This window comes from Labrys sp. Lb11, assembly GCF_057554225.1.
Genome location: NZ_BAAJOT010000001.1, coordinates 743,933 through 767,230, shown reverse-complemented (window position 1 = coordinate 767,230; position 23,298 = coordinate 743,933). Strand labels below are relative to the sequence as shown.

General features: G+C 70.6%; 19 protein-coding genes. 8 read left to right on the top strand and 11 right to left on the bottom strand.

All coding sequences use genetic code 11. From position 1 onward, the window contains the following. Position 1 precedes the first annotated feature (1 nt). The 5 genes from AC27L4_RS03595 to dxs all read right to left on the bottom strand — a co-directional run bounded on the left by AC27L4_RS03595 (position 2) and on the right by dxs (position 5,840). Positions 2–166, bottom strand: coding sequence for a GNAT family N-acetyltransferase (locus AC27L4_RS03595; RefSeq protein ID WP_487140574.1), 165 nt, complete (start codon positions 164–166; stop codon positions 2–4). After that, positions 163–1,572, bottom strand: a complete 1,410-nt coding sequence (locus AC27L4_RS03590) for an FAD-binding oxidoreductase (RefSeq protein ID WP_487140573.1) — start codon at positions 1,570–1,572, stop codon at positions 163–165. Before AC27L4_RS03590 ends, AC27L4_RS03595 begins: the two co-directional genes overlap by 4 nt. 48 nt (positions 1,573–1,620) lie before the next feature. Beyond that, entirely contained in the window at positions 1,621–2,829 is a 1,209-nt protein-coding gene (locus tag AC27L4_RS03585; protein WP_487140572.1) for a class I SAM-dependent RNA methyltransferase, read from the bottom strand. After that, positions 2,826–3,560, bottom strand: a complete 735-nt coding sequence (locus AC27L4_RS03580) for a TlyA family RNA methyltransferase (RefSeq protein ID WP_487140571.1) — start codon at positions 3,558–3,560, stop codon at positions 2,826–2,828. The genes AC27L4_RS03585 and AC27L4_RS03580 overlap by 4 nt, the downstream gene beginning before the upstream one ends. Before the next feature lie 345 nt (positions 3,561–3,905). After that, positions 3,906–5,840 carry a 1-deoxy-D-xylulose-5-phosphate synthase gene (dxs, locus tag AC27L4_RS03575; RefSeq protein WP_487140570.1) on the bottom strand — a complete coding sequence of 645 codons (1,935 nt, stop codon included), beginning with the start codon at positions 5,838–5,840 and terminating at the stop codon, positions 3,906–3,908. A 187-nt stretch (positions 5,841–6,027) separates the two neighbouring features. Here dxs and hpnA point away from each other — a divergent pair, with 187 nt between their 5' ends. The 7 genes from hpnA to AC27L4_RS03540 are packed head-to-tail and all read left to right on the top strand — an operon-like array spanning position 6,028 to position 13,885. Beyond that, positions 6,028–7,020, top strand: a complete 993-nt coding sequence (gene hpnA, locus AC27L4_RS03570) for a hopanoid-associated sugar epimerase (protein ID WP_487140569.1) — start codon at positions 6,028–6,030, stop codon at positions 7,018–7,020. A 10-nt stretch (positions 7,021–7,030) separates the two neighbouring features. Beyond that, positions 7,031–8,185, top strand: a complete 1,155-nt coding sequence (locus AC27L4_RS03565; protein WP_487140568.1) for a glycosyltransferase — start codon at positions 7,031–7,033, stop codon at positions 8,183–8,185. Continuing rightward, positions 8,185–9,057 carry a squalene synthase HpnC gene (gene hpnC / locus AC27L4_RS03560; RefSeq protein WP_487140567.1) on the top strand — a complete coding sequence of 291 codons (873 nt, stop codon included), beginning with the start codon at positions 8,185–8,187 and terminating at the stop codon, positions 9,055–9,057. Before AC27L4_RS03565 ends, hpnC begins: the two co-directional genes overlap by 1 nt. Beyond that, the gene (gene hpnD, locus AC27L4_RS03555; protein WP_487140566.1) at positions 9,054–9,887 is read left to right on the top strand and encodes a presqualene diphosphate synthase HpnD; all 834 of its coding nucleotides are present in this window, start codon (positions 9,054–9,056) and stop codon (positions 9,885–9,887) included. Before hpnC ends, hpnD begins: the two co-directional genes overlap by 4 nt. Next, the gene (gene hpnE, locus AC27L4_RS03550; protein ID WP_487140565.1) at positions 9,887–11,179 is read left to right on the top strand and encodes a hydroxysqualene dehydroxylase HpnE; all 1,293 of its coding nucleotides are present in this window, start codon (positions 9,887–9,889) and stop codon (positions 11,177–11,179) included. The genes hpnD and hpnE overlap by 1 nt, the downstream gene beginning before the upstream one ends. A gap of 7 nt (positions 11,180–11,186) precedes the next feature. After that, complete coding sequence (gene shc, locus AC27L4_RS03545) at positions 11,187–13,154, top strand: squalene--hopene cyclase (protein ID WP_487140969.1); 1,968 nt, start codon at positions 11,187–11,189, stop codon at positions 13,152–13,154. A 14-nt stretch (positions 13,155–13,168) separates the two neighbouring features. Further along, positions 13,169–13,885 carry a phosphorylase family protein gene (locus tag AC27L4_RS03540; protein ID WP_487140564.1) on the top strand — a complete coding sequence of 239 codons (717 nt, stop codon included), beginning with the start codon at positions 13,169–13,171 and terminating at the stop codon, positions 13,883–13,885. Here the strand turns inward: AC27L4_RS03540 and hpnH are convergent. Then, positions 13,805–14,956 (bottom strand): adenosyl-hopene transferase HpnH, encoded by a 1,152-nt coding sequence (hpnH, locus tag AC27L4_RS03535; protein WP_487140563.1) that lies wholly within the window; start codon positions 14,954–14,956, stop codon positions 13,805–13,807. The genes AC27L4_RS03540 and hpnH overlap by 81 nt on opposite strands. A 44-nt stretch (positions 14,957–15,000) precedes the next feature. Next, the gene (ispH, locus tag AC27L4_RS03530; RefSeq protein ID WP_487140562.1) at positions 15,001–15,927 is read right to left on the bottom strand and encodes a 4-hydroxy-3-methylbut-2-enyl diphosphate reductase; all 927 of its coding nucleotides are present in this window, start codon (positions 15,925–15,927) and stop codon (positions 15,001–15,003) included. 351 nt (positions 15,928–16,278) lie between these two features. Between ispH and hpnN the strand changes: the two genes are divergently transcribed. After that, on the top strand, positions 16,279–18,852 hold the full coding sequence (gene hpnN / locus AC27L4_RS03525) for a hopanoid transporter HpnN (RefSeq protein ID WP_487140561.1): 2,574 nt from the start codon (positions 16,279–16,281) through the stop codon (positions 18,850–18,852). A 15-nt stretch (positions 18,853–18,867) separates the two neighbouring features. Here the strand turns inward: hpnN and hpnK are convergent, their stop codons facing one another. Genes hpnK through AC27L4_RS03505 form a run of 4 tightly spaced genes read right to left on the bottom strand, consistent with a single transcriptional unit; the run spans position 18,868 to position 23,283 of the window. Further along, a complete protein-coding gene (gene hpnK, locus AC27L4_RS03520; protein ID WP_487140967.1) occupies positions 18,868–19,707 on the bottom strand; it encodes a hopanoid biosynthesis-associated protein HpnK in 840 nt (279 codons plus the stop codon). Continuing rightward, on the bottom strand, positions 19,704–21,143 hold the full coding sequence (gene hpnJ / locus AC27L4_RS03515) for a hopanoid biosynthesis associated radical SAM protein HpnJ (RefSeq protein WP_487140966.1): 1,440 nt from the start codon (positions 21,141–21,143) through the stop codon (positions 19,704–19,706). The genes hpnK and hpnJ overlap by 4 nt, the downstream gene beginning before the upstream one ends. Then, positions 21,143–22,288: a bacteriohopanetetrol glucosamine biosynthesis glycosyltransferase HpnI gene (gene hpnI, locus AC27L4_RS03510; RefSeq protein ID WP_487140560.1), complete on the bottom strand. Its 1,146-nt coding sequence runs from the start codon at positions 22,286–22,288 to the stop codon at positions 21,143–21,145. Before hpnI ends, hpnJ begins: the two co-directional genes overlap by 1 nt. Continuing rightward, positions 22,288–23,283 carry a lysylphosphatidylglycerol synthase domain-containing protein gene (locus AC27L4_RS03505; RefSeq protein ID WP_487140559.1) on the bottom strand — a complete coding sequence of 332 codons (996 nt, stop codon included), beginning with the start codon at positions 23,281–23,283 and terminating at the stop codon, positions 22,288–22,290. Before AC27L4_RS03505 ends, hpnI begins: the two co-directional genes overlap by 1 nt. Positions 23,284–23,298: the final 15 nt, after the last annotated feature.

Here is a 23,298-nt window from a genome sequence, read left to right as displayed (position 1 = left end):
GTCAGATCGGCTTGCGACCGACGAGCACCGCCGCATGGCCGGACGACAAGGCGAAGGCGATATCCTCGCGCGGGTCGTTCCAGGAGCGGACCAGGCCGGCGCGGGCCCACAGATCCACCACCGCCGCGATGTCCTTGTCGGTGACGGCCGAGACGTCCAGCGTCACAGCACCTTGCCCGGGTTGAGGATGCCGTTGGGATCGAGCGTCGCCTTGATGCTACGCATCATCGCCATCTCGACCGGGTCCTTCACCCCCGGCAGCAGCGCGCGCTTGGCGCGGCCGATGCCGTGTTCGGCCGAGATCGAGCCGCCGAGATCGGTGACGATGGCGTGGACGGCGGCATTCATCTCCTCGCCCCGCGCCATGTAGGCGGCCCTGTCCATGCCGACGGGCTGGGAGACGTTGACGTGCAGGTTGCCGTCGCCGAGATGGCCGAAGGGCAGCGGCCGGCAGCCCGGCACCACCGCTTCCATCGCCGGGATCGCCCGCTCCAGGAAGGTCGGCACCAGCCGGATCGGCACGGAGATGTCGTGCTTGATCGATCCGCCCTCGTGGCGCTGCACCTCCGACAGCATCTCGCGCAGGCGCCAGAAGCTCTGGGCCTGGGCCTGCGAGGCGGCGATGACCGCATCGCCGACGATCCCCTGCTCCAAGGCGTCGGCCAGCACTTCTTCCAGCGCCGTGTTGCCGCTATCGGGCGTGGCTGCCGAAATCTCGAGCAGGACATACCAGGCGTGGGGGTCGGCCAGCGGATCACGCGAGCCTGGGTCGTGCCGCGTGACGAACTCGACGGCCCGGCGCGGCAGCAGCTCGAAAGAGGTGACGGTGCCGCCGGCGGCCGCCCGCGCCATCTGCAGCAAGGCCAGAGCCGCGGCCGGATCCGGCACGCCGACGAAGGCAGAGACCACGGCGCGCGGCCGGGGGAACAGCTTGAGCACCGCTGCCGTCACCACGCCGAGCGTGCCTTCGGCACCGATGAACAGGTTCTTGAGGTCGTAGCCGGTGTTGTCCTTGCGCAGATGGCGCATGCCGTGCCAGACGCGGCCGTCCGCCAGCACCACTTCCAGTCCCAGCACGAGGTCGCGGGTGTTGCCGTAGGCGATCACTGCCGTGCCGCCCGCATTGGTGGAGATATTGCCGCCGACGGTGCAACTGCCCTCGGAGGCCAGCGACAGCGGGAACAACCGCCCGGCCGCCTCGGCGGCTTCCTGCGCCCGTTGCAGCGTCACGCCGGCCTCGACATCCATGGTGTCGCCCTCCGGATCGACGGCGCGGACCCGGTCGAGCCGCTTGAGCGACAGCAGGATCTCCGCCCCGGTCTCAAGCGGGATCTGCCCGCCGACCAGGCCGGTGTTGCCGCCCTGCGGCACGACCGGCGTGCGCGTCTCGTTGGCGAGCCTGAGGATGGCCGACACCTCGTCCACGGAGCCCGGCCGCAGCACCACCGGCGTCTTGCCGCGATATTTGTCGCGCCATTCGATGAGATAGGGCTGCTGGTCGGCCGGATCGATCAGCGCATGGGCGGCGCCGACGATGGCGATGAAACGGGCGAGGAGTTCAGGAGGCATCATGAAACTGTTGTGGCAGTGCAGCGCGGCTCGATCAAGCCGCACGAGCACCTATCGCTCGAACACGCCGACCAGCTCGACATGGGCGGAATGGCGGAACTGGTCGACGGGGGTCACGCTAGTCAGCCGGTAGCCACCGTCGATGAGGATCGCGGCATCGCGGGCGAAGGTGGCCGGATTGCAGGAGACGCCGACGATACGCTTCAGCCGGGAGGCCGCCAGGCGCCGCGCCTGCGCCTCGGCGCCCGCCCGCGGCGGGTCGAACACGGCGGCATCGAAGGGCTTGAGTTCGTCGGGCAGCAGCGGGCGGTGGAACAGATCCCGCGCCTCCGCCTTGACCGGCTTCAGGCCGGGCGCACGCCTGGCGGCGCGCTCAAGCGCGGCAATCGCCGGCTTGTCCGCGTCATAGGCGTGGACCGAGGCGCCGCCGGCCAGCGCCAGCCCGAAGGTGCCGCAACCGGCAAAGAGATCGGCGACGCGCTTGGCCCCGCCGAGGCCGCCGCGAACCAGGTCGGCGAGCGCGAGGTCGGCGGCCTCCGTCGCCTGCAGGAAGGCGCCGGGCGGCGGCGAAACCTCGGCACCGCCGAAACGGACCACGGGAGCGCGGCGCTCGACGATGACGTCGCCGTGATTCGACAGCCGGGCGAGGTCATGCGCCTGCGCCAGATCCGCCAGGCGCAGCCGCAGACGCTCGTCGATCCGGCCGGCGCCGCGGATATCGCAGTCGATGCCGGAGCGCGTCGCGGTCATGGCGAGATCGAGCGGCTTGTTGAGGCCGCTCAACTGCTTCTCGAGCGCGCGCGCCGCCGGAAGGGCCGCATTCAGCGCCGGGACGAGGATCGGGCAGGCGTCGAGGGCGACGATCGCGTGGGAGCGCGCCTCGGCGAAGCCGACCCTGCCCTTGCGGGCATGCAGCACGGCGCGGCGGCGGCCCCGCCCATGGGCATCGACGAGGTCGGCGACCGGCGCGTCGAGGCGGGCCTGCGCCAGCGCCTCGACGACGAGACCGCGCTTCCAGGCGCGATAGGCCGGCTCGGCCAGATGCTGGACCGCGCAGCCGCCACACAGGGTGAAATGCGGACAGAAGGGGGCGATCCGGTCCGGACTTCCGACCTGCAGGGCGATCAGCTCTCCCCGTTCACCGGTGACCTCTGCCTCGACCGTCTCGCCGGGCAGCGCATAGGGGATGAACACCGGTCCGGGGGCGACGCCGTCGCCGCGATGGCCGAGGCGCTCGACCAGCAGGGTGACTGCGGTCATGGCCGGCGGTCCGCAGCGAGCAGGAACTCGCGATTGCCGTCGCCGCCCTCGATCGGCGAGGCGACGATGTCGCGCACATGCCAGCCCAGGCTGGCGACATGGGCGGCGATGCGCTCGCAGACGAGGTGATGCACGGCCTCGTCCTTGACGATGCCGCCCTTGCCGACATGGTCGCGGCCGGCCTCGAACTGCGGCTTGATCAGGGCGACGAGATCGGCAGAGGGCGCCGTGAGGGCGAGCACCGGCTGGAGCACCAGCGCCAGCGAGATGAAGCTGACGTCGATGACCGCGAGGTCGACGGGATCGGGCACCACGGCGCGGGTGAGCCCGCGGGCGTCGACCCCCTCGAGGTTGACCAGGCAGGGCGCCTGGCGCAGGGCCTGATGCAGCTGGCCGTGCCCGGCGTCGACGGCATAGACCTTGGCCGCGCCGCGCTCGAGCAGCACCTGGGAGAAGCCGCCGGTCGAGGCGCCGACATCGAGGGCGACGCGCTCCTCGACCGGAATCGCGAAGGTCTTGAGCGCATGGGCGAGCTTGACGCCGCCGCGAGAGACCCAGGGATGCGCGGGGCTGGCGGTGATGCTGGCGTCCGGGGCGATCGCCTCGGAGGCCTTGCGGACCGTCTCGCCGCCGGCCGTCACCAGCCCCGCGGCGATCGCCGCCTGCGCCCGGGCGCGGCTGTCGAAGAAACCCCGCTCGACGAGCAGGAGGTCGGCGCGTTTTCTGGTCAAGCGGCTGGCCCGTGCAAGAGAAACCGCCGCCCTTGTAGTGCAGCGGCCGGTCGAACGGAACCGCCAAAGCGCTGCCGGCATTCCAGCCGGCAGGGAACCTCGGACCGGGCGAGGATGACGACACCTTTTCCGTCTTGCGTTGCGCTTTGCCTGACAGGTGAGAGACATCTCAGGCGTCGTCCGCGAATAAGTGCTCCAGGCGCGACGCCGGCCGGGCAAGTCGGAAACATCCGACTTGCCGGGGGAGGGAAGACGCGGGCGGCGCGGCAAGTCCGGCATGGAGCCCATCTCGCCCGCAGGGTGGCTTCACAAAATGGAGGTGAAGCACTTATTCCCGGACGCGCCTCAGGCTCGCCTGCTGGCCTTTGCGCTGTCTTTTCCGAGGGCTTCGAAGACCTTGGCGACGATGCCGGCGGCATCGAGCCCGGCCCGGGCATACATCGCCTCCGGCCTGTCATGGTCGAGGAACCGGTCCGGCAGCACCAGCGCGCGCACCTTCAGCCCGCGGTCCAGCGCCCCCTGCTCGGCCAGAAGCTGCAGCACATGGCTGCCGAAGCCCCCCACCGACCCCTCCTCCACCGTCACCAGCACCTCGTGCTCGCGCGCCAGGCGAAGGATCAGCCCAGCGTCCAGCGGCTTGGCAAACCGCGCATCCGCCACCGTCGCCGAAAGCCCCTGCACCGCAAGGTCCTCCGCCGCCTTCAGGCATTCCGCCAGCCGCGTCCCAAGCGACAGCAGCGCCACATGCGTCCCCTCCCGCACCACGCGCCCACGCCCCAGCGCCAGCACCGTGCCGGACTCCGGCAGCTCCACCCCGACGCCCTCCCCGCGCGGATAGCGGAACGCGATCGGACCCTCGTCATAGGCCGCCGCCGTCGCAACCATGTGCACAAGCTCCGCCTCGTCCGAGGCCGCCATCACCACCATGTGCGGCAGGCACGACAGATACGCCACGTCATACGACCCGGCATGCGTCGCCCCGTCCGCCCCCACCAAGCCCGCCCGGTCGATCGGAAACCGCACCGCAAGCTTCTGGATCGCCACGTCGTGCACAACCTGGTCGTAGGCCCGCTGCAGGAACGTCGAATAGATCGCGCAGAACGGCTTGTACCCCTCCGTCGCCAGCCCCGCCGCAAACGTCACCGCATGCTGCTCGGCGATCCCCACATCGAACGTCCGCTTCGGAAACGCCGCCCCGAACAGGTCAACCCCCGTCCCTGACGGCATCGCCGCCGTGATCGCCACGATCCGCTCGTCCTTGCGCGCCTCCTTGACCAGCGCCTCGCCGAACACCCGCGTGTAGGCCGGCGCATTCGCCTTCGCCTTCACCTGCGCCCCGGTCACCACGTCGAACTTCACAACCCCGTGGTACTTGTCCGCCGACGCCTCCGCCGGCCCGTAGCCCTTGCCCTTCTGCGTCACCACATGCACCAGAACCGGACCGTCCGCCTGGTCGCGCACATTGCGCAGCACCGGCAACAGATGGTCCAGATTGTGCCCGTCGATCGGCCCGACATAGTAGAACCCCAACTCCTCAAACAGCGTGCCGCCGGTCCAGAACCCCCGCGCATACTTCTCCGTCCGCTTGGCCTTGTCGTACACGAACTTCGGCAGGCGCCGCGCCAGCTGCTTGGCCAGCTCCCGCAGCCCCGTATAGGTCCCCCCCGACACCAGACGCGCCAGATACGCCGACATCGCCCCAACCGGCGGGGCGATCGACATGTCGTTGTCGTTCAGGATCACGACCAGACGCGAGCCCAGCGCCCCGGCATTGTTCATCGCCTCATAGGCCATGCCCGCCGACATCGCCCCGTCGCCGATCACCGCCACCACATGCCCGGTCCCCCCCTCAAGGTCCCGCGCCGCCGCCATCCCGAGCCCCGCCGAGATCGACGTCGAGGAATGCGCCGCCCCGAACGGGTCGTACTCGCTCTCCGAACGCCGCGTGAACCCCGACAGCCCCCCGCCCTGGCGCAGCGTCCGGATGCGGTCCCGGCGCCCCGTCAGGATCTTGTGCGGATAGGCCTGGTGCCCGACGTCCCAGATCAGCCGGTCACGCGGCGTGTCGAACACCGCATGCAGCGCAACCGTCAGCTCGATCACACCGAGCCCCGCCCCAAGATGCCCGCCCGTCTCAGACACCGCGTCGATCGTCTCGTACCGCAGCTCGTCCGCAACCTGGCGGAGCTTCTCGTCCGGAAGACGACGCAGGTCGTCCGGCGTCTCGATCGTGTCAAGCAACGGCGTCGGGGAGGGGTCTGCCAAGGTCGGTCCCACCATAGTCTCGCGCCTGGCGCGAATTGCCATGTAAGTCCGGACTCCATAGCCCAGCCGCATCGATCGAACCATTCCCAAAGTCGCCATGTCGAGGGCGTTCGCGACCGCCGGCTGCCGTCTTGACCGGTCGAACGGTCTGGCGTCTTGTGCCTTGACGTTTTCACTTGCCGAGACTGGGACAGCTTCTGGAATGACGGTGGTGGTCGTGACGGGAGCCGGCGGCTTCGTCGGATCCGCAGTGGCTCGCCTCCTGCCCGAGGCGGGATATCGGGTGCGCACCATCGCACGGGCCTCGACGCCCCGCCGCAATCTCGACGGGACGGGTTTCGAGGTCGTCGCCGGCGACCTGCGCGATCCCGACCTCGTCCTCAGGGCAATGCAGGGCGCCCGGGCCGTGTTCCACGTCGCGGCGGATTATCGCCTCTGGGCGCCCGATCCCGACGAGATTCGCCGCAACAACCTCGCCATGACCGGCAATGTCATGCGGGCGGCCTTGGCGGCCGGCGTGGAGCGGGTGGTCTACACGTCCAGCGTCGCGGCGATCGCGCCGCCGGCCGGCGACCTGCCGAGCGACGAGACGCGGCCGCTCGACGAGGCCGACGCGGTCGGCGCCTACAAGCGCAGCAAGGTCGCGGCGGAACGCCTGGTCGAAGCCATGATCCGGGACCAGGGCCTGCCGGCGGTGATCGTCAATCCGTCGACGCCGATCGGTCCGCGCGACGTCCGGCCGACCCCGACCGGCCGCATCGTGATCGAAGCCGCCTCGGGCCGGATGCCGGCCTTCGTCGACACCGGGCTCAATCTCGTCCATGTCGACGACGTCGCCCGCGGCCATCTCGCCGCCCTCGCCCGCGGCCGCATCGGCGAGCGCTATATACTAGGCGGCCAGGACGTGTCGCTGGCGCGCATGCTCGCCGACATCGCCGTGCTGGTCGGCCGGCGCCCGCCCCGCATCCGCCTGGCGCGCGGCCTGGTGGTGCCGCTGGCCCTTGCCGCCGAGGCGATGGCACGGCTCACCGGCCGCGAGCCCTTCCTCAGCCTCGATGCCCTCAGGATGTCCCGCTACAAGATGTACTATTCCTCGGCGAAGGCGGAGCGGGAGCTCGGCTATCGCGCCCGCCCCTATGGCGAGGCCCTGGCGGACGCCATCGCCTGGTTCCGCGCCGCAGGCTCGATCCGGTGAGCGCAACGCCATGCCGATGCTGATCCTCGCCCTGCTCGGTGCCGCAGCGTGGGCCTATATGCTCCTGGCCCGCGGCGGCTTCTGGCGCTCGGCCGACCGGGACGAGCCGGCCGTTGCCATGTCGCCGGCGGCCTGGCCGGCGGTGGTCGCCGTCGTCCCTGCCCGCGACGAGGCGGAGGTGATCGCCCGCGCCGTCACATCGCTCCTCGCGCAGGACTATCCCGGCCCGTTTCGCGTCATCCTCACCGACGACGACAGCCGGGACGGCACGGCGGACCGGGCCCGGGCGGCGGCGCAGGCGCTGGGCGCCGACGAGCGCCTCGTCGTCATCCCCGGCGCGCCGCTGGCGCCGGGCTGGACCGGCAAGCTCTGGGCGCTGAGCCAGGGCATAGCCGCGGCCGACGCGAGCGGCCCGACCTATCTGTGGCTCAGCGACGCCGACATCGTCTGCACGCCGGACTGCCTGAGGACCATGGTATCGCGCGCCGAGGCCGGAGGCCTGGCGGCCGTCTCGCTGATGGCGAAGCTGCGTTGCGAGAGCCTGGCGGAGCGGATGCTGGTCCCGGCCTTTATCTTCTTCTTCCAGATGCTCTATCCCTTCGCCTGGGTGAACCGTCCCGGGGCGGCCACGGCTGCCGCGGCCGGCGGCTGCGTGCTGGTGCGCCGCGATGCGCTCGCCGATATCGGCGGCATCGGCGCCATTCGCGGTGCGCTCATCGACGACTGCACCCTGGCGGCCCGGCTCAAGCGGAGGGGCGGGCGGATCTGGCTCGGCCTGACCCGCCGGGCGACCAGCATCCGCGCGTCCGACCGCTTCGACGATATTCGCCGCATGGTCGCCCGCTCGGCCTACGCACAGCTTCGCTATTCGCCGCTGCTGCTCGCCGGAACGCTGGCTGGCATGCTGCTGGTCTATGCCGCGCCGCCGGCGATCGCCCTGTTCGGGCCGGCGCCCGCGCGCTACGTTGGGCTGGCGACATGGGTCGCCATGGCTCTGGCCTTCGTGCCGACCTTGCGCTTCTATGGTCTCTCCTGGCTGTGGAGCCCTCTCTTGCCTGTCATCGCCCTCTGCTACATGGCCTTCACCCTCGATTCGGCCCTGCAGCACCGGGCGGGACGGGGCGGCCTGTGGAAGGGGCGCGTGCAGGCGCCACGGGATGCATGATGGATACGGCCGCTTCCGCCAGAACGGGCAAGGGTGCCGGCGACGAGAACTTTCCCGTCGCCTCCCGGCTGATCGCCGCCCGCCATCGGCCGGCGATCCTCGCCTTCTACGAGTTCGTGCGCACCGCGGACGATGTCGCCGACCACCCCACCCTGGCGCCGGCGGAGAAGCTGCGCCTGCTCGACCAGCTCGAGGCCGGCCTGTCCGGCCGCAGCGAGGCGGAGCCGGCGGCGCTGGCGCTGCGCGCCGTGCTGCGGGAGCGCGGCCTGAGCCAGAGCCATGCGCTCGACCTCCTCGACGCCTTCCGCCTCGACGTGCGCAAGACACGCTATGCCGGCTGGGACGAACTGATCGACTATTGCCGGCTCTCGGCCATGCCGGTCGGGCGCTATGTGCTCGACGTGCACGGCGAGAGCCACGCCCTGTGGCCGGCCAACGACGCGCTCTGCGCCGCGCTCCAGGTGATCAACCATCTCCAGGATTGCGGCAAGGATTATCGCGCCCTCGACCGCGTCTACGTGCCGCTCGACGCCCTGCGCACGGCGGGGGCCGACCTTTCCGAGCTCGGCGCCGACCGGGCCTCCGCCGCCCTGCGCCGCTGCCTCGCCGATCTCGCCCGACGCGCCGGCAACCTGCTCGACGAGGCCCGGCCCTTCGCGGCCGCCATTCGCGACGGGCGCCTCTCGCTGGAGGTGGCGGTGATCCATGGCTTGGCGCGCCGGCTCGTCGGCCTGCTGGAGCGCCGCGATCCCCTGAGCGAACGCGTGCATATCGGCAAGGCCGGCGCCCTTGCCGTGGTGACCGGAGCCGTGCTGGCCCGGGCCTTCCGCGGGCCGCGCCGGCGCCCGGCGGCGCTCGGACAGCCGACATGACCGCAGCACAGGCCCCCGAAGCCCCGGCCACGCGCGCCAGGGGCAGCTCCTTCTACGCCGCCATGCGCATCCTGCCGCGTGAGCAACGCGAGGCAATGTATGCGGTCTACGACATCTGCCGGGCCGTCGACGACGTCGCCGACGAGGGCGGCACGTCCACGCAACGCCTGGTCGAGCTCGGGCGCTGGCGCGAAGATCTCGAGGCGCTCTACGCCGGCGGCGCTCCGGGGCGTTTCGCCGCGATCGCGCCGGTGGTGCGGCGCTTCGGGCTCAGGCAGGCCGACTTCGCGGCGCTGATCGACGGCATGACCATGGACGCCGAGGCCGACATCCGGGCGCCGGACATGCTGACCCTCGACCTCTATTGCGACCGGGTGGCAAGCGCCGTCGGGCGCCTCTCCAACCCGATCTTCGGCATTGCCGGGGAGGACAGCCTGGCGCTGGCCCACCATCTCGGCCGCGCCCTGCAGCTCACCAACATCCTGCGGGACATCGACGAGGATGCGGGCCTGGGACGCCTCTATCTGCCGCGCGAGGCGCTCGAGCAGGCCGGCATCGCCAGCCGTGAGCCGGCGGAGGTCGTGGCCGACGCGGCCCTGCCCAGGGCCTGCGAGCCGCTGGTCGCGCGAGCCCGCGCCCATTTCGGCGAGGCGGCCCAGGTCGTCGCCCGCCTGCCGCGGGCCGCGACGCGGGCGCCGCGCCTGATGGGCGCCATCTACGGACGGCTTCTGGGCGGCCTGGCGGCACGCGGCTTCTCACCGCCGCGGCCGCGCGTGCGCCTCCCCCGGCCGGTCCTGATCGGACTGCTCGTGCGGCACGGCCTGTTCTGATGGCGCAGCGCACGGCCCATGTCGTCGGCGCCGGCCTTGCCGGCCTGTCCGCGGCCACCTGCCTTGCCGAACGCGGATGGTCGGTGACGCTGCACGAAGCGGCGCCCCAGGCCGGCGGACGCTGCCGCTCCTATGTCGACCAGACGCTGGGCGCGACGATCGACAACGGCAACCACCTCATCCTGTCGGGCAACGAGGCGGCCCTCGCCTATCTCGACAGGATCGGCGCCCGCGGCCGGCTGACGGGACCCGACGACGCCGTCTTCGATTTCGTGGATATCCGCGACGGACGCCGATGGCGCATCCGGCCGAGCGCCGGCCGGATGCCCTGGTGGATTTTCGACCCGGCCCGGCGAGCGCCCGGGACGCGGGCTCTCGACTACCTCGCGCTGCTGCGCCTGCGCTTCGCACGACGGGACGCCCGGATCGGGGATGTCGTCGCCTGTGCCGGCCCGCTTTACGAGCGGCTGTGGCATCCCCTGCTGCTGGCGGCGCTGAACACCGAACCGCCAGCCGCCGCCGCCGGGCTCGCCGACGCGGTGATTCGCCAGACGCTCGCGCGCGGCGGCATCGCCTGCCGCCCGCTGATGGCGCGGGAGGGACTGTCGACCGCCTTCGTCGACCCGGCCCTCGCCTTCCTGGCGCGGCGCGGCGCCCGGGTCCGCTTCGGCAGCCGCCTGCGCTCGCTGACGATGGCGGACGGGCGGATCGCCGCCCTCGCCTTCGGCGAGGAGACGATTCCGGTCGAGGCGGACGGAGCCGTCGTGCTCGCCGTGCCGGCTGTCGCCGCGGCGCAGCTCGTGCCCGGCCTTGAAACGCCGGCCGAGCATCGTGCCATCGTCAACGGCCATTTCCGCATCGAGCCGCCCGCGGGCGCGCCGCCGTTCCTCGGCGTCATCGGTGGCGAAGCCGAGTGGATCTTCGCCTATCCCGGCCGGATCTCGACCACCACCAGCAGCGCCGACCGTCTGCTCGATCAACCGCGCGAAGTGCTGGCGGAACGGCTCTGGCGCGATGTCCAGGCTGCGCTCGGCATGGAGGCGCCGATGCCTGCCTGGCAGGTCGTCAGGGAGCGGCGGGCGACTTTCGCCGCCCTGCCGGCCGAGGAGACGCGGCGGCCGCCGGCGGCGACGCGCTGGGCCAACCTCGCGCTCGCCGGCGACTACACCGCCACCGGCCTGCCGGCGACGATCGAGGGAGCCGTCCGCTCCGGCGTGACCGCCGCCGACGCCATCGAAAAGCCGGACGGGAGCGCCAGCCTTCCGGCCGTACGAGGAAAGGGGCTGCGCTGACATGACCATGCCTTCCGGTGCGGAGCTCGCAGCGTCCCGGCCGGCGCAGCCGCATCTCGATCGGGCAGTCCGTTCGGCCACGCGGTCGGTGCTGTCGCGCCAGCAGCCGGACGGACATTGGGTGTTCGAGCTCGAGGCGGACGCGACCATCCCGGCCGAATACGTCCTGCTGCGCCATTACCGCGGCGAGCCCGATGATCTCGCGCTCGAAGCCGGGATCGGCGCCTATCTGCGCCGCATCCAGGGCGCGCATGGCGGCTGGCCGCTGTTCGAAGGCGGGGCGCTCGACGTCAGCGCCAGCGTCAAGGCCTATTTCGCCCTCAAGATGATCGGCGACGCTCCCGACCTGCCGCACATGAAGCGCGCGCGCGAGGCGATCCTGGCCCATGGCGGCGCGGCGCGCAGCAATGTCTTCACCCGCATCCTGCTGGCGCTCTACCGCGCCGTGCCCTGGCGGGCGGTGCCGGTCATGCCGGTGGAGATCATGCTGCTGCCGCGCTGGTTTCCCTTCCATCTCAGCAAGATCTCCTATTGGGCCCGCACGGTGATCGTGCCGCTCCTGATCCTGCAGGCCCTGAAGCCGGCCGCGAGGAACCCGCGCGGCGTCGGGGTCGAGGAACTCTTCCTCGTCCCGCCGGAGCGCGTCCGGCTGTGGCCGAAGGGTCCGCATCAGAAGGCCCCCTACTCCCAGATCTTCGGCGGCATCGACCGGGTGCTGCGCGCGGTCGAGCCGCTCTTTCCCAAAGGCTCCCGCCGGCGCGCCCTGGCCAGGGCGGAGGCCTTCGTGCTGGAACGCCTCAACGGCGAGGACGGGCTCGGCGCCATCTATCCCGCCATGGCCAATGCGGTGATGGCCTTCGATGCGCTCGGCTATCGCGCCGACCATCCCGCCCTGGCGGTCGCCCGCCGCTCGATCGACAGGCTCCTGGTGGTCAAGCCGGCGGAAACCTATTGCCAGCCCTGCGTTTCGCCGGTGTGGGACACGGCCCTGGCCAGCCATGCGCTGCTCGAATCCGGCGTGGAGACGGCGCCGCACCAGGCCGAACGGGGCCTTGCCTGGCTGAAGCCGCGGCAGGTGCTCGACGTCAAGGGTGACTGGGCCGAGATCCGTCCGGACGTCCGGCCCGGCGGCTGGGCCTTCCAATATGCCAACGACCACTATCCCGATCTCGACGACACCGCCGTGGTGGTGATGGCCATGGATCGGGCCCAGAGCGCGGGCGGCCATCGCGACTATGCCGAGGCGATCGCCCGCGGCCGGGAATGGGTGGAAGGCCTGCAGAGCCGCAACGGCGGCTGGGGCGCCTTCGATGCCGACAACAATCATGACTACCTCAACCACATCCCGTTCTCGGATCACGGTGCGCTGCTCGATCCGCCCACGGCCGATGTCACCGGACGGTGCCTCTCCATGCTCGGCCAGCTCGGCGAAACCGCCCGGACGAGCAGCGCCGTCGCCCGCGCGCTCGACTATCTCAGGACCACGCAGGAGAAAGACGGCAGCTGGTACGGGCGCTGGGGCGTCAACTACATCTACGGCACATGGTCGGTGCTGTGCGGCCTCAACGCCGTCGGCGTCGAAGCCGGCGCGCCCGAGATGCGCCGGGCCGTCGACTGGCTGGTCTCGATCCAGAACCCCGACGGCGGCTGGGGGGAAGACTGCGCCAGCTACAAGCTCGACTATGCCGGCTATGAAAGAGCCGCCAGCGCCGCCTCCCAGACCGCCTGGGCCGTGCTCGGCCTGATGGCGGCGGGCGAGGCCCGCCACCCCGCCGTCGCCCGCGGCGTACAATGGCTGCTCGACCGCCAGGACGCGGACGGGCTGTGGCCGGAGGAAAGCTACACCGGCACCGGCTTTCCGCGCGTCTTCTACCTGCGCTACCACGGCTACGCCAAGATCTTCCCGCTCTGGGCGGTGTCGCGCTACCGCAACCTCATGGAGGGCAACGGCGCGGCGGTGTTGCACGGGATGTGAGCGCCGGAGGACCGATGCGGACCGCACCGCTCCCTTCCCCACGGGTCATTGCCGTCTGCGGCCTGCAGGCGGAGGCGCGCCTGGCGCAAGGCCCCGCCGTGCCGGCGATCTGCGGCGGGGGTCGGCCGATCCCGACGCGGACGCGGCTGGCCGAGGCCCTGGCCGAGGGAGGCGTCGCCGGCCTCGTCAGCTTCGGCATTGCCGGCGGGCTCGACCCGGCGCTGGCGCCCGGCGCACTGGTGCTGGCGCCGTGGGTGTGCGGTCCGGCAGGCCGGCGGGATGCCGACGGCCCCTGGCTCCAGGCCTTGGCGCAGGCCTGTCCGGGCGCGACCCTGGCCGGCATCGCCGGCTGCGACGAAGCGGCCACGACGCCCGCGGCCAAGCAGCGGCTCGCCTCGGCCACCGGCGCCGCCGCCGTCGACATGGAATCGCACATCGTCGCCGACCTGGCCGGGATCCATGGTCTGCCCTTCGCCGTCATCCGCGCTGTGGCGGATGCGGCCGATGCGGCCTTGCCGCCGGCTGCGCTTGCCGGCCTCAAGCCTGACGGACGCACCGACATCGCACGCGTGCTGGCGGCGCTGGCCCGCACGCCCGGACAAGTGCCGGCGCTGCTGCGCACCGCGCTTGCCGCGCGGCGCGCCCTCGCCTCACTCGGCGGCGTCCGCCGGCAGCTCGGTCCCGGTCTTGCGTGCCCTTATCTCGTCCAGCTTGTGCTGGACATGCCGTGAGAACACGAATTCGGCCGGGCGCTGGCGGTCGAGCGGTATCTCCGGCGCCATCTCGCCCTCGGTCCGGGCGCCGCGCAGGGCCACGCCCAGAGCCTTGAGCGGGTGCTTGACCGCGTCCTTGACCGCCGTGGCCTCGAAGCCGCTATGGACCATGCAATCGGCGCACTTCTCGTAGTTGCCGGTGCCGTAGGCGTCCCAGTCCGTCGTCTCCATCAGCTCCTTGAAGGTCTTGGCGTAGCCTTCGCCCAGGAGATAGCAGGGCTTCTGCCAGCCGAAGACCGTACGCGTCGGATTGCCCCACGGCGTGCAGTGATAGGTCTGATTGCCGGCGAGGAAGTCGAGGAACAGGCCCGACTGGAAGAAATCCCAGTTGCGCCCGCCGCGCCCGCGCCGGAACACCTCGCGGAACAGGGTCTTCGTCGCCTTGCGGTTGAGGAAATGCTGCTGGTCCGGCGCCCGCTCATAGGCATAGCCGGGGGAGATGGTGATGCCGTCGACGCCGAGCGGCTTCAGCGTGTCGAGGAAAGCTGCGACCTGCTCCGGCACGGCGTCGTTGAACAGGGTGCAGTTGATGTTGACCCGGAAGCCCGCCGCCTTGCCGGCCCGGATGGCGGCGACCGCCTTGTCGTAGACGCCGCCCTGGCAGACGGACTTGTCGTGCATCGGCTTGTCGCCGTCCAGATGCACCGACCAGTTGAAGTTCCGATGGGGCTTGTACTGCCCCAGCTTCTTCTCCATCAGCAGCGCATTGGTGCAGACCGTGACGAACTTGCCCCGCGCCAGCAGGGCCTCGACGATCTGCGGCAGCTCGCGGTGCAGCAGCGGTTCGCCGCCGGCAATCACCACCACCGGCGCCGGGCACTCCTCGGCCGCGCCGAGGCAGTCCTCGACCGAGAGGCGCTGGTTCAGGATCTCGGCGGGATAGTCGATCTTGCCGCAGCCCGCGCAGGCGAGGTTGCAGCGAAACAACGGCTCGAGCATCAGCACCAGCGGATAGCGCCTGGTGCCGCTGATCTCGTTCTTGAGGATATAGGCGCCGATCCGCGCCATCTGGTTGAAAGGAATGCCCACGCTACGTCATCCTGAAATGGCCGAAACGTTCCCCGGATGCCCCGTCAGGCTTCGAGCAGTTCGGCCGGCAAGCGGAACTGGATGCGCTCCTCCCGGCCGGCCAGCGTCGAGACGTCGATCTTGTGCCACTCGGCAAGGCGGTCGATGACGCGCTCGATCAGAACCTCGGGCGCAGAGGCGCCGGCCGTGAGGCCGACGCAACGCGCGTTGCGCAGCCAGGACCGGTCGAGATCGTCGGCATCGGCGATGAGATAGCTCGGCACGCCGCACTCCTCGCCGATCTCGCGCAGCCGGTTGGAATTGGAGCTGTTGGCGGCGCCGACCACCAGGATCACGTCGGCTTCCCGGGCAAGTTCGCGCACCGCCCATTGCCGGTTCTGGGTGGCGTAGCAGATATCGCGCGTGTCGGGACCGACGACGTTGCTGAAGCGCCGCTCCAGCGCCGTGATGATGGCACGGGTGTCGTCGATGCTCAGGGTCGTCTGCGTGACGTAGGCGAGCGGCGTGTCGGCGGCAAGATCGAGCGCGGCGACATCGGCTACGGTCTGCACCAGATGCACCGCGCCGCCCATGCGCCCCATCGTGCCCTCGACCTCGGGATGGCCGGCATGGCCGATCAGGATCACGATGCGGCCCTGCGCCTCGTAGCGCCGGCCCTGGTTGTGCACCTTGGTGACCAGCGGGCAGGTGGCGTCGAGCACGGGCAGGCCGCGTTCGCGAGCCTCATGCTCGACGGCGTCGGAGACGCCGTGGGCGCTGAAAATGGTCCTGGCGCCGGCAGGTATCTCCTCCAGGCTCTCGACGAACCGAGCGCCCCTCGCTTCCAGGCTCTTCACGACATGCCGGTTGTGCACGATCTCGTGGCGCACATAGACCGGGGCACCGTATCTTTCGAGAGCCAATTCAACGATTTCGATCGCTCGGATCACCCCGGCGCAAAAACCACGAGGCGTAGCGAGAATAACCTTCATCGACAACAGCCTGACATTCCCATAGTAGCTCGGAGCGTAGCAGCCCCCTGACGAACCGTCCACATGGGAATCGTCGATACGCTCTTCTTGAAAAGCGGCTTGATGCCATTTTGCCGCTGCTTCCGGACTTCGCCGATCCGGATCTGAAAACTGCCAAACTGTTGCCGCAATCGCCGCCCGGCTCCCCGGATCGGCCAGCGAGGCCGTGCGTGGCAAATATGCTCGATATCCCCGGGTCTTCCGCGGATTCGACCGTGGCGGGGTCGCTGGCCCCGCTGTTCGCGTGTAGTGTCGCCGCGCCGATGCGGGGAATGCCACCTCGCTCCGTCGCCCCGGGGAGATGACGTCGAGATGGTGGAAAATTTCGTTCTCCGGATCGTGCAGCTCTGCATCCGGCACGCCGTCGCCACGCTCGTCCTCTCCCTCCTGATCGCCATCGCAGCCGGCGCCTATGCGGCGACCCATTTCCGCATCAACACCGATTCCAGCGACCTGATCTCGCCCGACGTCGCCTGGCGCCGCCACGAAGCCGCCTTCAACGCCGCCTTTCCCAATCTGAGCACCGGGGTCGCGGTGGTGATCGATGCCAGGACACCGGACGAAGCCGACCGGGCCGCGACCGCGCTCGGCGAACGGCTATCGACCATGCCCGAGGCAATCCAGCTGGTCCGCCAGGCGGACGGCGGACGTTTCTTCCGGCAGAACGGCCTGCTCTATCTTTCGGCCGAGGAGGTGAACCGCACCGTCGAGGCGCTGCTGCGCTCGCAGGCCTTCCTCGGGCCGCTCGCCGCCGACCCGTCGCTGCGCGGCCTCGGCAACGTGCTGTCGGGCATCGGCATGGGCCTGGCCGCGGGACGGATCCCGAAGGACGCGATCGACGAAAAGCCCCTTGCCGCCATGGCCGCCGCCATCGAGGACGATCTCGCCGGCCGGCCGGCTTCCTTCTCCTGGACCGACCTGACCCAGGGCCAGGAAGACAAGCGCGGCACGCGCCGCATCCTGCTGGTGCGGCCGGTGCTCGACTTCGAGAACCTGCAGCCCGGGCACCTCGCCGCCGATGCGATCCGGAAGGCGGCCGGGGATCTCGGGCTGACCCCGGAAAACGGCGTGCGCGTCCGCCTGACCGGCGACGTGCCGATGGCGGACGAGGAGTTCGGCACCCTGGCCGAAGGCGCCGAGCTCAACGGCGCGCTGACGCTGCTGGCGGTGCTTCTCATCCTCTGGCTGGCGTTGCGCTCGGGCCGGATCATCCTGGCCGTCCTGATCAGCCTCTTCATCGGCCTGGTGATCACCGCCGCCCTCGGCCTCGTGATGGTGGGTGCGTTCAACCTGATCTCGGTGGCCTTCGCCGTGCTGTTCGTCGGCCTCGGCGTCGATTTCGGCATCCAGTTCAGCGTGCGCTATCGCGAGGAGCGCCATCTCGACGACGACCTCGTCCGCTCGCTGCAGAATGCCGCGTTGAAGGCGGGCCGGCCGCTCGCCCTGGCCGCAGTGGCGGTGGCGGCCGGCTTCTATTCCTTCCTGCCGACCTCCTATCGCGGCCTCTCCGAGCTCGGCCTCATCGCCGGCACCGGCATGATCGTCGCCTTCGCCACCAGCATCACCGTGCTGCCGGCGCTGATCCGCCTCCTGAAGCCGGCCGGCGAGCGGGAAGCCGTCGGCTTCCTGTTCCTGGCACCGGTCGACCGCTTCACCGCCCGCCACCGCATCCCGATCCTGATCGGCACGCTCGCGGTGGTCCTCGCCGGCCTGCCGCTGCTCTGGCACGTGCGCTTCGACTTCAACCCGATCCATCTGCGCAGCGCCACGGTGGAGTCGGTGGCGACCTTCATCGACCTCACCCGCGATGTGGACACCAGCCCGGCAACGATCCACATCCTGCGCCCTTCGCTCCAGGCTGCTCAGGACACCGCCGCCCGGATCGAGAAGCTGCCCGAGGTCGGGCGCGCGGTGACGCTCGCCTCCTTCATCCCGGAGGACCAGGACGAGAAGCTCGCGGCGATCGCCATGGCTGTGTCGACCCTCGGCCCGATGCTGGCCGCGCCGCCTGCCCCGGCGCCGAGCGACGCGGACGTGGCGGCATCGCTGCGCCAGGCCGTCCAGGCACTCGGCGGACAAGCCGGCGAGAGCGCCCTCGGCCGACTCTCGGCCGCCCTCGGCAAGCTCGCCGACGCCACGCCGCAGACACGCGCCCGGGTGCAGAACACCCTGTTCGCCGGCCTGCCGTCCCTGCTGGCGCAGCTGCGCGACAGCCTGCAGGCTTCGCGCGTGACGCTGGACACCCTGCCGCCCGAGATCAGGGGCGACTGGACCACGCCCGACGGACAGGCCGCCGTGCAGGTCTTCGCCAAGGGCGATTCCAACGACAATGCGACGCTGCGCCGGTTCGCAGCCGCAGTCCGCGCCGTGGCGCCGGACGCGACCGGCTACCCCGTGACCATCCAGGATGCGGGCGAGACCATCGTGCATGCCTTCTTCCAGGCCGGCGCCTTTGCTCTCGTCAGCATCACCATACTCCTGTTCGTCGTGCTGAAGCGTCTCGCCGACGTGCTGCTGACATTGGTGCCGCTGCTGCTGGCCGGGGTGGTGACGCTGGAGCTGACGGTGCTGCTCGACCTGCCGCTCAACTTCGCCAACATCATCGCGCTGCCGCTGCTGCTGGGGGTCGGCGTCGCCTTCAAGGTCTATTTCGTCATGGCCTGGCGCGCCGGCGAGCGCAGCCTGCTCGCTTCCAGCCTGACGCGGGCGGTGCTGTTCAGCGCCGCGACCACCGCCGCCGCCTTCGGCAGCCTGTGGTTCTCGCACCATCCCGGCACGTCGAGCATGGGCGAACTGCTGGCCCTGTCGCTGGCCTGCACCCTGGCGGCGGCCGTGCTGTTCCAGCCGATCCTAATGGGGCCGCCGCGGGAGACGAAGTCGACCTGAGAAGCGCGCGGGCGCTCACGCAAGATCGCCGAAGCCGCACAGCCGCACGCGGCTTTCCGCAACGCGCGTGCGCGTCTCCGGGTCGGTGAGGCCGGTCAGCTCCTCGGCATAGCGATACCCCGGCGCGGCGCGGGGGAAGCCGCCGCCGGTGGCAGGATGGGCGTAGATCTCGGTGACGCCGGGCGGCAGCCGGTCGATCAGGCCCCGGAGCCGCCCACCGGTCATCGCCCCGGTCCAGGCCAGCCCGAACACCCGGTCCGGCACCAGCAGGCCGTGGCGGCGGGCGCGCCGCCCGAGCAGCCGGCTCCAGGGCGCGGTGATCGCGCCGAGGCGGCTGCGGGAGGCCGGCTCGACGGCGCGGATCACCGCGGCCGGCTCCATCGGCACGCGCAGGGCGCGCATGCCGAAGCGCGGGCCGATGGCCAGGATCAGCGAAGCGACCGTCGGGTGCAGGTGGTAGTGCTGATGGGCGTTGACGTGGTCGAGCGGCAGCCCGGTGGCGCGGAAGGCTTCGAACTGGGCCGTGATCTCGGCCGCGAGCTGGCGCCGGACGCCGGGCAGGAAGAACATTCCGGCGCCGGTGCGGACGAGGTCGCGACGAAACAGCCCGTCGGCGCCGACGAGATCGGGGATGGCGGAAGGCGGCAGCACCGGCCGGTCCTCGACCAGCACGAGGTGCAGGCCGACCCGCAGCGACGGCAGGCGGCGGGCGATCGCCACCGCCTCCCTGGCAGCGGCGGCGCCGACCATCAGGCTGGCGCAGGTGAGGATGCCGTCGCGATGGGCCAGTTCCACCGCGGCGTTGACCTCAGGCGCCAGGCCGAAATCGTCGGCCGTGACGATCAGCGCGTTCAGTTGGCCGCCCCTTGCGCGATCTTGTGGCGCTCGCGCAGGAACTGGAAAAACTCGACGCCCTCGCGCAGCCGGCGCTTCATCATCTCGGGGCTGCGCACCATCTCGCCGACGATCGAGCCGATCTTGCCGGCGCGGAAATAGAAACGGCGATAGAACACCTCGACCGAGTCGAAGATCTCGGTGTGGCTGAGCCCGGGATAGTGCAGCGGCGCGATCTGCACGCCGTGTTCGTCGACCAGTTCGGCATTGGCGTCGTCGAGCCAGCCTTGCTCGAGCGCCTGCTGGTACAGGACCGTGCCGGGATAGGGCGCGGCGAGCGAGACTTGGATGGTGTGCGGGTTGATCCTGGTGGCGAAGCGGATGGTTTCCTCGATCGTCTCCCTGGTCTCGCCGGGCAGGCCCATGATGAAGGTGCCGTGGATGGTGATGCCGAGGTCGTGGCAGTCCTTGGTGAAGCGCTCGGCCACCTCGATGCGCATGCCCTTCTTGATGTTGTGCAGGATCTGCTGGTTGCCGGATTCATAGCCGACCAGGAGGAGGCGCAGGCCGTTCTCGCGCATCACCTTCAAGGCCTCGCGCGGCACGTTGGCCTTGGCGTTGCAGGACCAGGTGACGCCGAGCTTGCCGAGCCCCCTGGCGATCTCCATGGCCCGCGGCAGGTCGTCGGTGAAGGTGTCGTCGTCGAAGAAGAACTCCTTCACCTCCGGAAAGGCCTTCCTGGCCCAGGCGATCTCCTCGATGACATGGCCGACGCTGCGGGTGCGGTAGCGATGGCCGCCCACGGTCTGCGGCCAGAGGCAGAAGGTGCAGCGCGACTTGCAGCCCCGGCCGGTGTAGAGTGAGATGTAGGGGTGCTTGAGGTAGCCGATGAAGTAGTTCCTGATCGTCAGGTCGCGCTTGTAGATCGGCGTGACGAAGGGCAGCGAATCCATCTGCTCGATCATCGGCCGGTCGGCATTGTGGATGATCTCGCCGTCGCCGTTGCGGAAGGACAGGCCGCGGATCGCCTTCCAGTCCATACCGTCGGCGACATCCTTGATGGTGAAGTCGAACTCGTTGCGCGCGACGAAGTCGACGGCGGGCGCCGCGGCGAGGCTCCCGGCCGCATCGACCGCCACCTTGGCGCCGATCAGGCCGGCCTTGAGGTTGGGATTGGCCGCCTTGAGTGCCTCGATCGTCCGGACGTCCGACTTGAAGGACGGCGTCGAGGTGTGCAGCACGGCAAGATCGAAATCGCGGGCCTGGGCCGATATCGCCGACAGCGGGGTGCGGTGCGGCGGCGCATCGATCAGCTTGCTGTTTTCGACCAGGGCCGCCGGCTGGGCCAGCCAGGTCGGATACCAGAAGGAGGCGATCTCCCGCCGGGCCTGGTAGCGCGAGCCGGCGCCGCCGTCGAAGCCGTCGAACGAGGGCGCCTGAAGAAACAGCGTGCGCATCATCGATCCCCTTCCCGTCTCACCACCAAGATCCGGCCCGTCTCGACCAGGAACGCACGATCGCGCCAACGGACCGTTCCGGGGACGAAACTGGCGAGATAGACATAGAACGACAGGCAGTCGCGCAAGGGCAGCAGCCGATAGGCCGTTTCCCGCAGACCGAACCGTCGCGCCACACTCCAGAGCAGCAGAGTGCGGCAGAAAAGTGCCGCCGCCACCAGAATCCCGCCGCTCGCGGACAGGCGGCCGAGGGCAAAGGCCACGATGGACAGCGGCAGCGCATGGGTCAAGCCGCTGCCGACGAAGCCGAGCCGGTCGAGGCCGGCGACGGTCTTGGCCCAGCGGATCTCGTGGCGCAGCAGCTCGCCGAGCGAGGCATCGTTGCACTGGTGGGCGACGAGGAAGGGGGCCACCGTCACGGCGAGCCCGAGCCGACGGACCGCCCGGCCGACGGCATAGTCGTCGGCCAGGACGTCGGCGAACGCCGCAAAGCCGCCGATCCGATCCAGCGTCCGGCGACGCAGCGCGATCGTCGCGCCGAAGCAAGGCCTGGCGAGGCCGCCGGCGAGGCCGACCACGACGCTCGGCAGGAAGTGGCCATCGATCGCCAGGCCGGCGAGCCGCGACCATAAGCCGTCCGTCGTGCTGCCGCGATAGGCGCAGGTCACCGCGCCGACGCCCGGCGCGTGCAGCGCCGCCACGACCCGGGCGAGAGAGTCGGGCTCGACGCGGATGTCGCTGTCGGCCAGCACGATGACGTCATGGCGCGCCGACGGCATCATGTTGACGAGGTTGGAAATCTTGGGATTCGTCCCATGCCGGGCGCCGTTCACGACCAGGGCCAGGTCACGGTCAGGCCGGGCGCGGATGAGCGCCTCGACCACCGGGATCGCCCCATCCGCCGGATCCTGCACGCCGAAGACGACCTGGACGGGGCCGCCATAGTCCTGGTCGAGGAAGGACTCCAGGTTCTCCCGGAGGCGGGGCTCGGCTCCGTGCAGGGGCTTGAGAATGGTCACGGGCACGTCGGGGGGCTGTCCGGCGGGCGCCTTCCCACCGAAACGCGCCATCAGCCATGCCGCGGCCAGCGCATAGAAGCAGCCGAGGACGGCGAGGACGCTGAAGACCAGACTCAAATCCCGCATCATGACGGCCCGCGTCGCGAACTGACATCGGCCGGGAGCTGGCGCAGCTCGATGGCCTGCCAGATCGCCAGTCCCGGAATGCCTAAGATGATGTCGGGCACGCGCTTTGCCAGCCCCACGGCGAGGGCGAGCTGCGGCGAAAGGCCGTAGGCCGCGGCAATGGCGACGATCGCCGCCTCCTGGACGCCGATGCCGCCGGGCACCATGAAGAGGGCGCCGCGGGCGACGTGCGACAGGCTCTCGATCACCAGAGCCTCGGCAAAGCCGACGGGGTGGCCGAGGAACGCCAGGGCGATCCACACCTCGAGCGCTCCGACGATCCAGATGCCCATATGGATCGCCGCCGCCAGCGCCAGGCGGGCCGGAGAACGGTGGATGGCCGCCAGGCTGCCGGCAAGGCCGACGATGCCGCCGGGAAGCGCCCAACCTTTCCTCGCCGCCGCGGCGACGATGCGCCGCTCGATCCAGTCGATACCGCCCCAGCGCTGCACGGCGAAGAATCCGGCAACGCCGAGGGCGAAGAGCGCCAGGCTGGCGCCGGCCCAGCGCGCGGTCTCGCCATCGCCGGTCTTCATCACGAAGAGGCCGAGGCCGAGCAGGGAGAAGACCAGCTGGGTCGAGACCTGCACCAGGAGGTCGGCGAGGACGCTGGCCGCCGCCGTCGCCCCCTTGACGCCGTGCCGGGTCAACAGGCGCGCGCCGACGATGTCGCCGCCGACCTGCGCCACCGGCAGGAGGACGTTGATGGCCTCGCGCACCCAGCGCAGCAGCGGGCAGGCCCACCACGGCACGGCTGCGAGCAGGACAGCGCGCCAGGCGACGCCCGAGAACGCCACCTGCCCGAAGCGGACGAGAACGATGAGGGCGATGCCCCAGCCGACATCCGCCACGGCCCGCGCCACGCCGTCGAGGCCATAGAACAGGGCCAGCCCGGCGAGCAGGACAACGCCGAACAGCGCGGCGAGATGGAAGCGCGTCAGCCTCGACAGATGCATCGACCGGCGTCTCCG

Excerpts from the sequence above, each read along its gene's own strand:
- AC27L4_RS03590 (WP_487140573.1), bottom strand. The coding sequence starts at position 1,572 with ATGATGCCTCCTGAACTCCTCGCCCGTTTCATCGCCATCGTCGGCGCC.
- AC27L4_RS03585 (WP_487140572.1), bottom strand. The coding sequence starts at position 2,829 with ATGACCGCAGTCACCCTGCTGGTCGAGCGCCTCGGCCATCGCGGCGAC.
- dxs (WP_487140570.1), bottom strand. The coding sequence starts at position 5,840 with ATGGTGGGACCGACCTTGGCAGACCCCTCCCCGACGCCGTTGCTTGAC.
- hpnA (WP_487140569.1), top strand. The coding sequence starts at position 6,028 with ATGACGGTGGTGGTCGTGACGGGAGCCGGCGGCTTCGTCGGATCCGCA.
- AC27L4_RS03565 (WP_487140568.1), top strand. The coding sequence starts at position 7,031 with ATGCCGATGCTGATCCTCGCCCTGCTCGGTGCCGCAGCGTGGGCCTAT.
- hpnC (WP_487140567.1), top strand. The coding sequence starts at position 8,185 with ATGGATACGGCCGCTTCCGCCAGAACGGGCAAGGGTGCCGGCGACGAG.
- hpnD (WP_487140566.1), top strand. The coding sequence starts at position 9,054 with ATGACCGCAGCACAGGCCCCCGAAGCCCCGGCCACGCGCGCCAGGGGC.
- hpnE (WP_487140565.1), top strand. The coding sequence starts at position 9,887 with ATGGCGCAGCGCACGGCCCATGTCGTCGGCGCCGGCCTTGCCGGCCTG.
- shc (WP_487140969.1), top strand. The coding sequence starts at position 11,187 with ATGCCTTCCGGTGCGGAGCTCGCAGCGTCCCGGCCGGCGCAGCCGCAT.
- AC27L4_RS03540 (WP_487140564.1), top strand. The coding sequence starts at position 13,169 with ATGCGGACCGCACCGCTCCCTTCCCCACGGGTCATTGCCGTCTGCGGC.
- ispH (WP_487140562.1), bottom strand. The coding sequence starts at position 15,927 with ATGAAGGTTATTCTCGCTACGCCTCGTGGTTTTTGCGCCGGGGTGATC.
- hpnN (WP_487140561.1), top strand. The coding sequence starts at position 16,279 with ATGGTGGAAAATTTCGTTCTCCGGATCGTGCAGCTCTGCATCCGGCAC.
- hpnJ (WP_487140966.1), bottom strand. The coding sequence starts at position 21,143 with ATGCGCACGCTGTTTCTTCAGGCGCCCTCGTTCGACGGCTTCGACGGC.
- hpnI (WP_487140560.1), bottom strand. The coding sequence starts at position 22,288 with ATGCGGGATTTGAGTCTGGTCTTCAGCGTCCTCGCCGTCCTCGGCTGC.
- AC27L4_RS03505 (WP_487140559.1), bottom strand. The coding sequence starts at position 23,283 with ATGCATCTGTCGAGGCTGACGCGCTTCCATCTCGCCGCGCTGTTCGGC.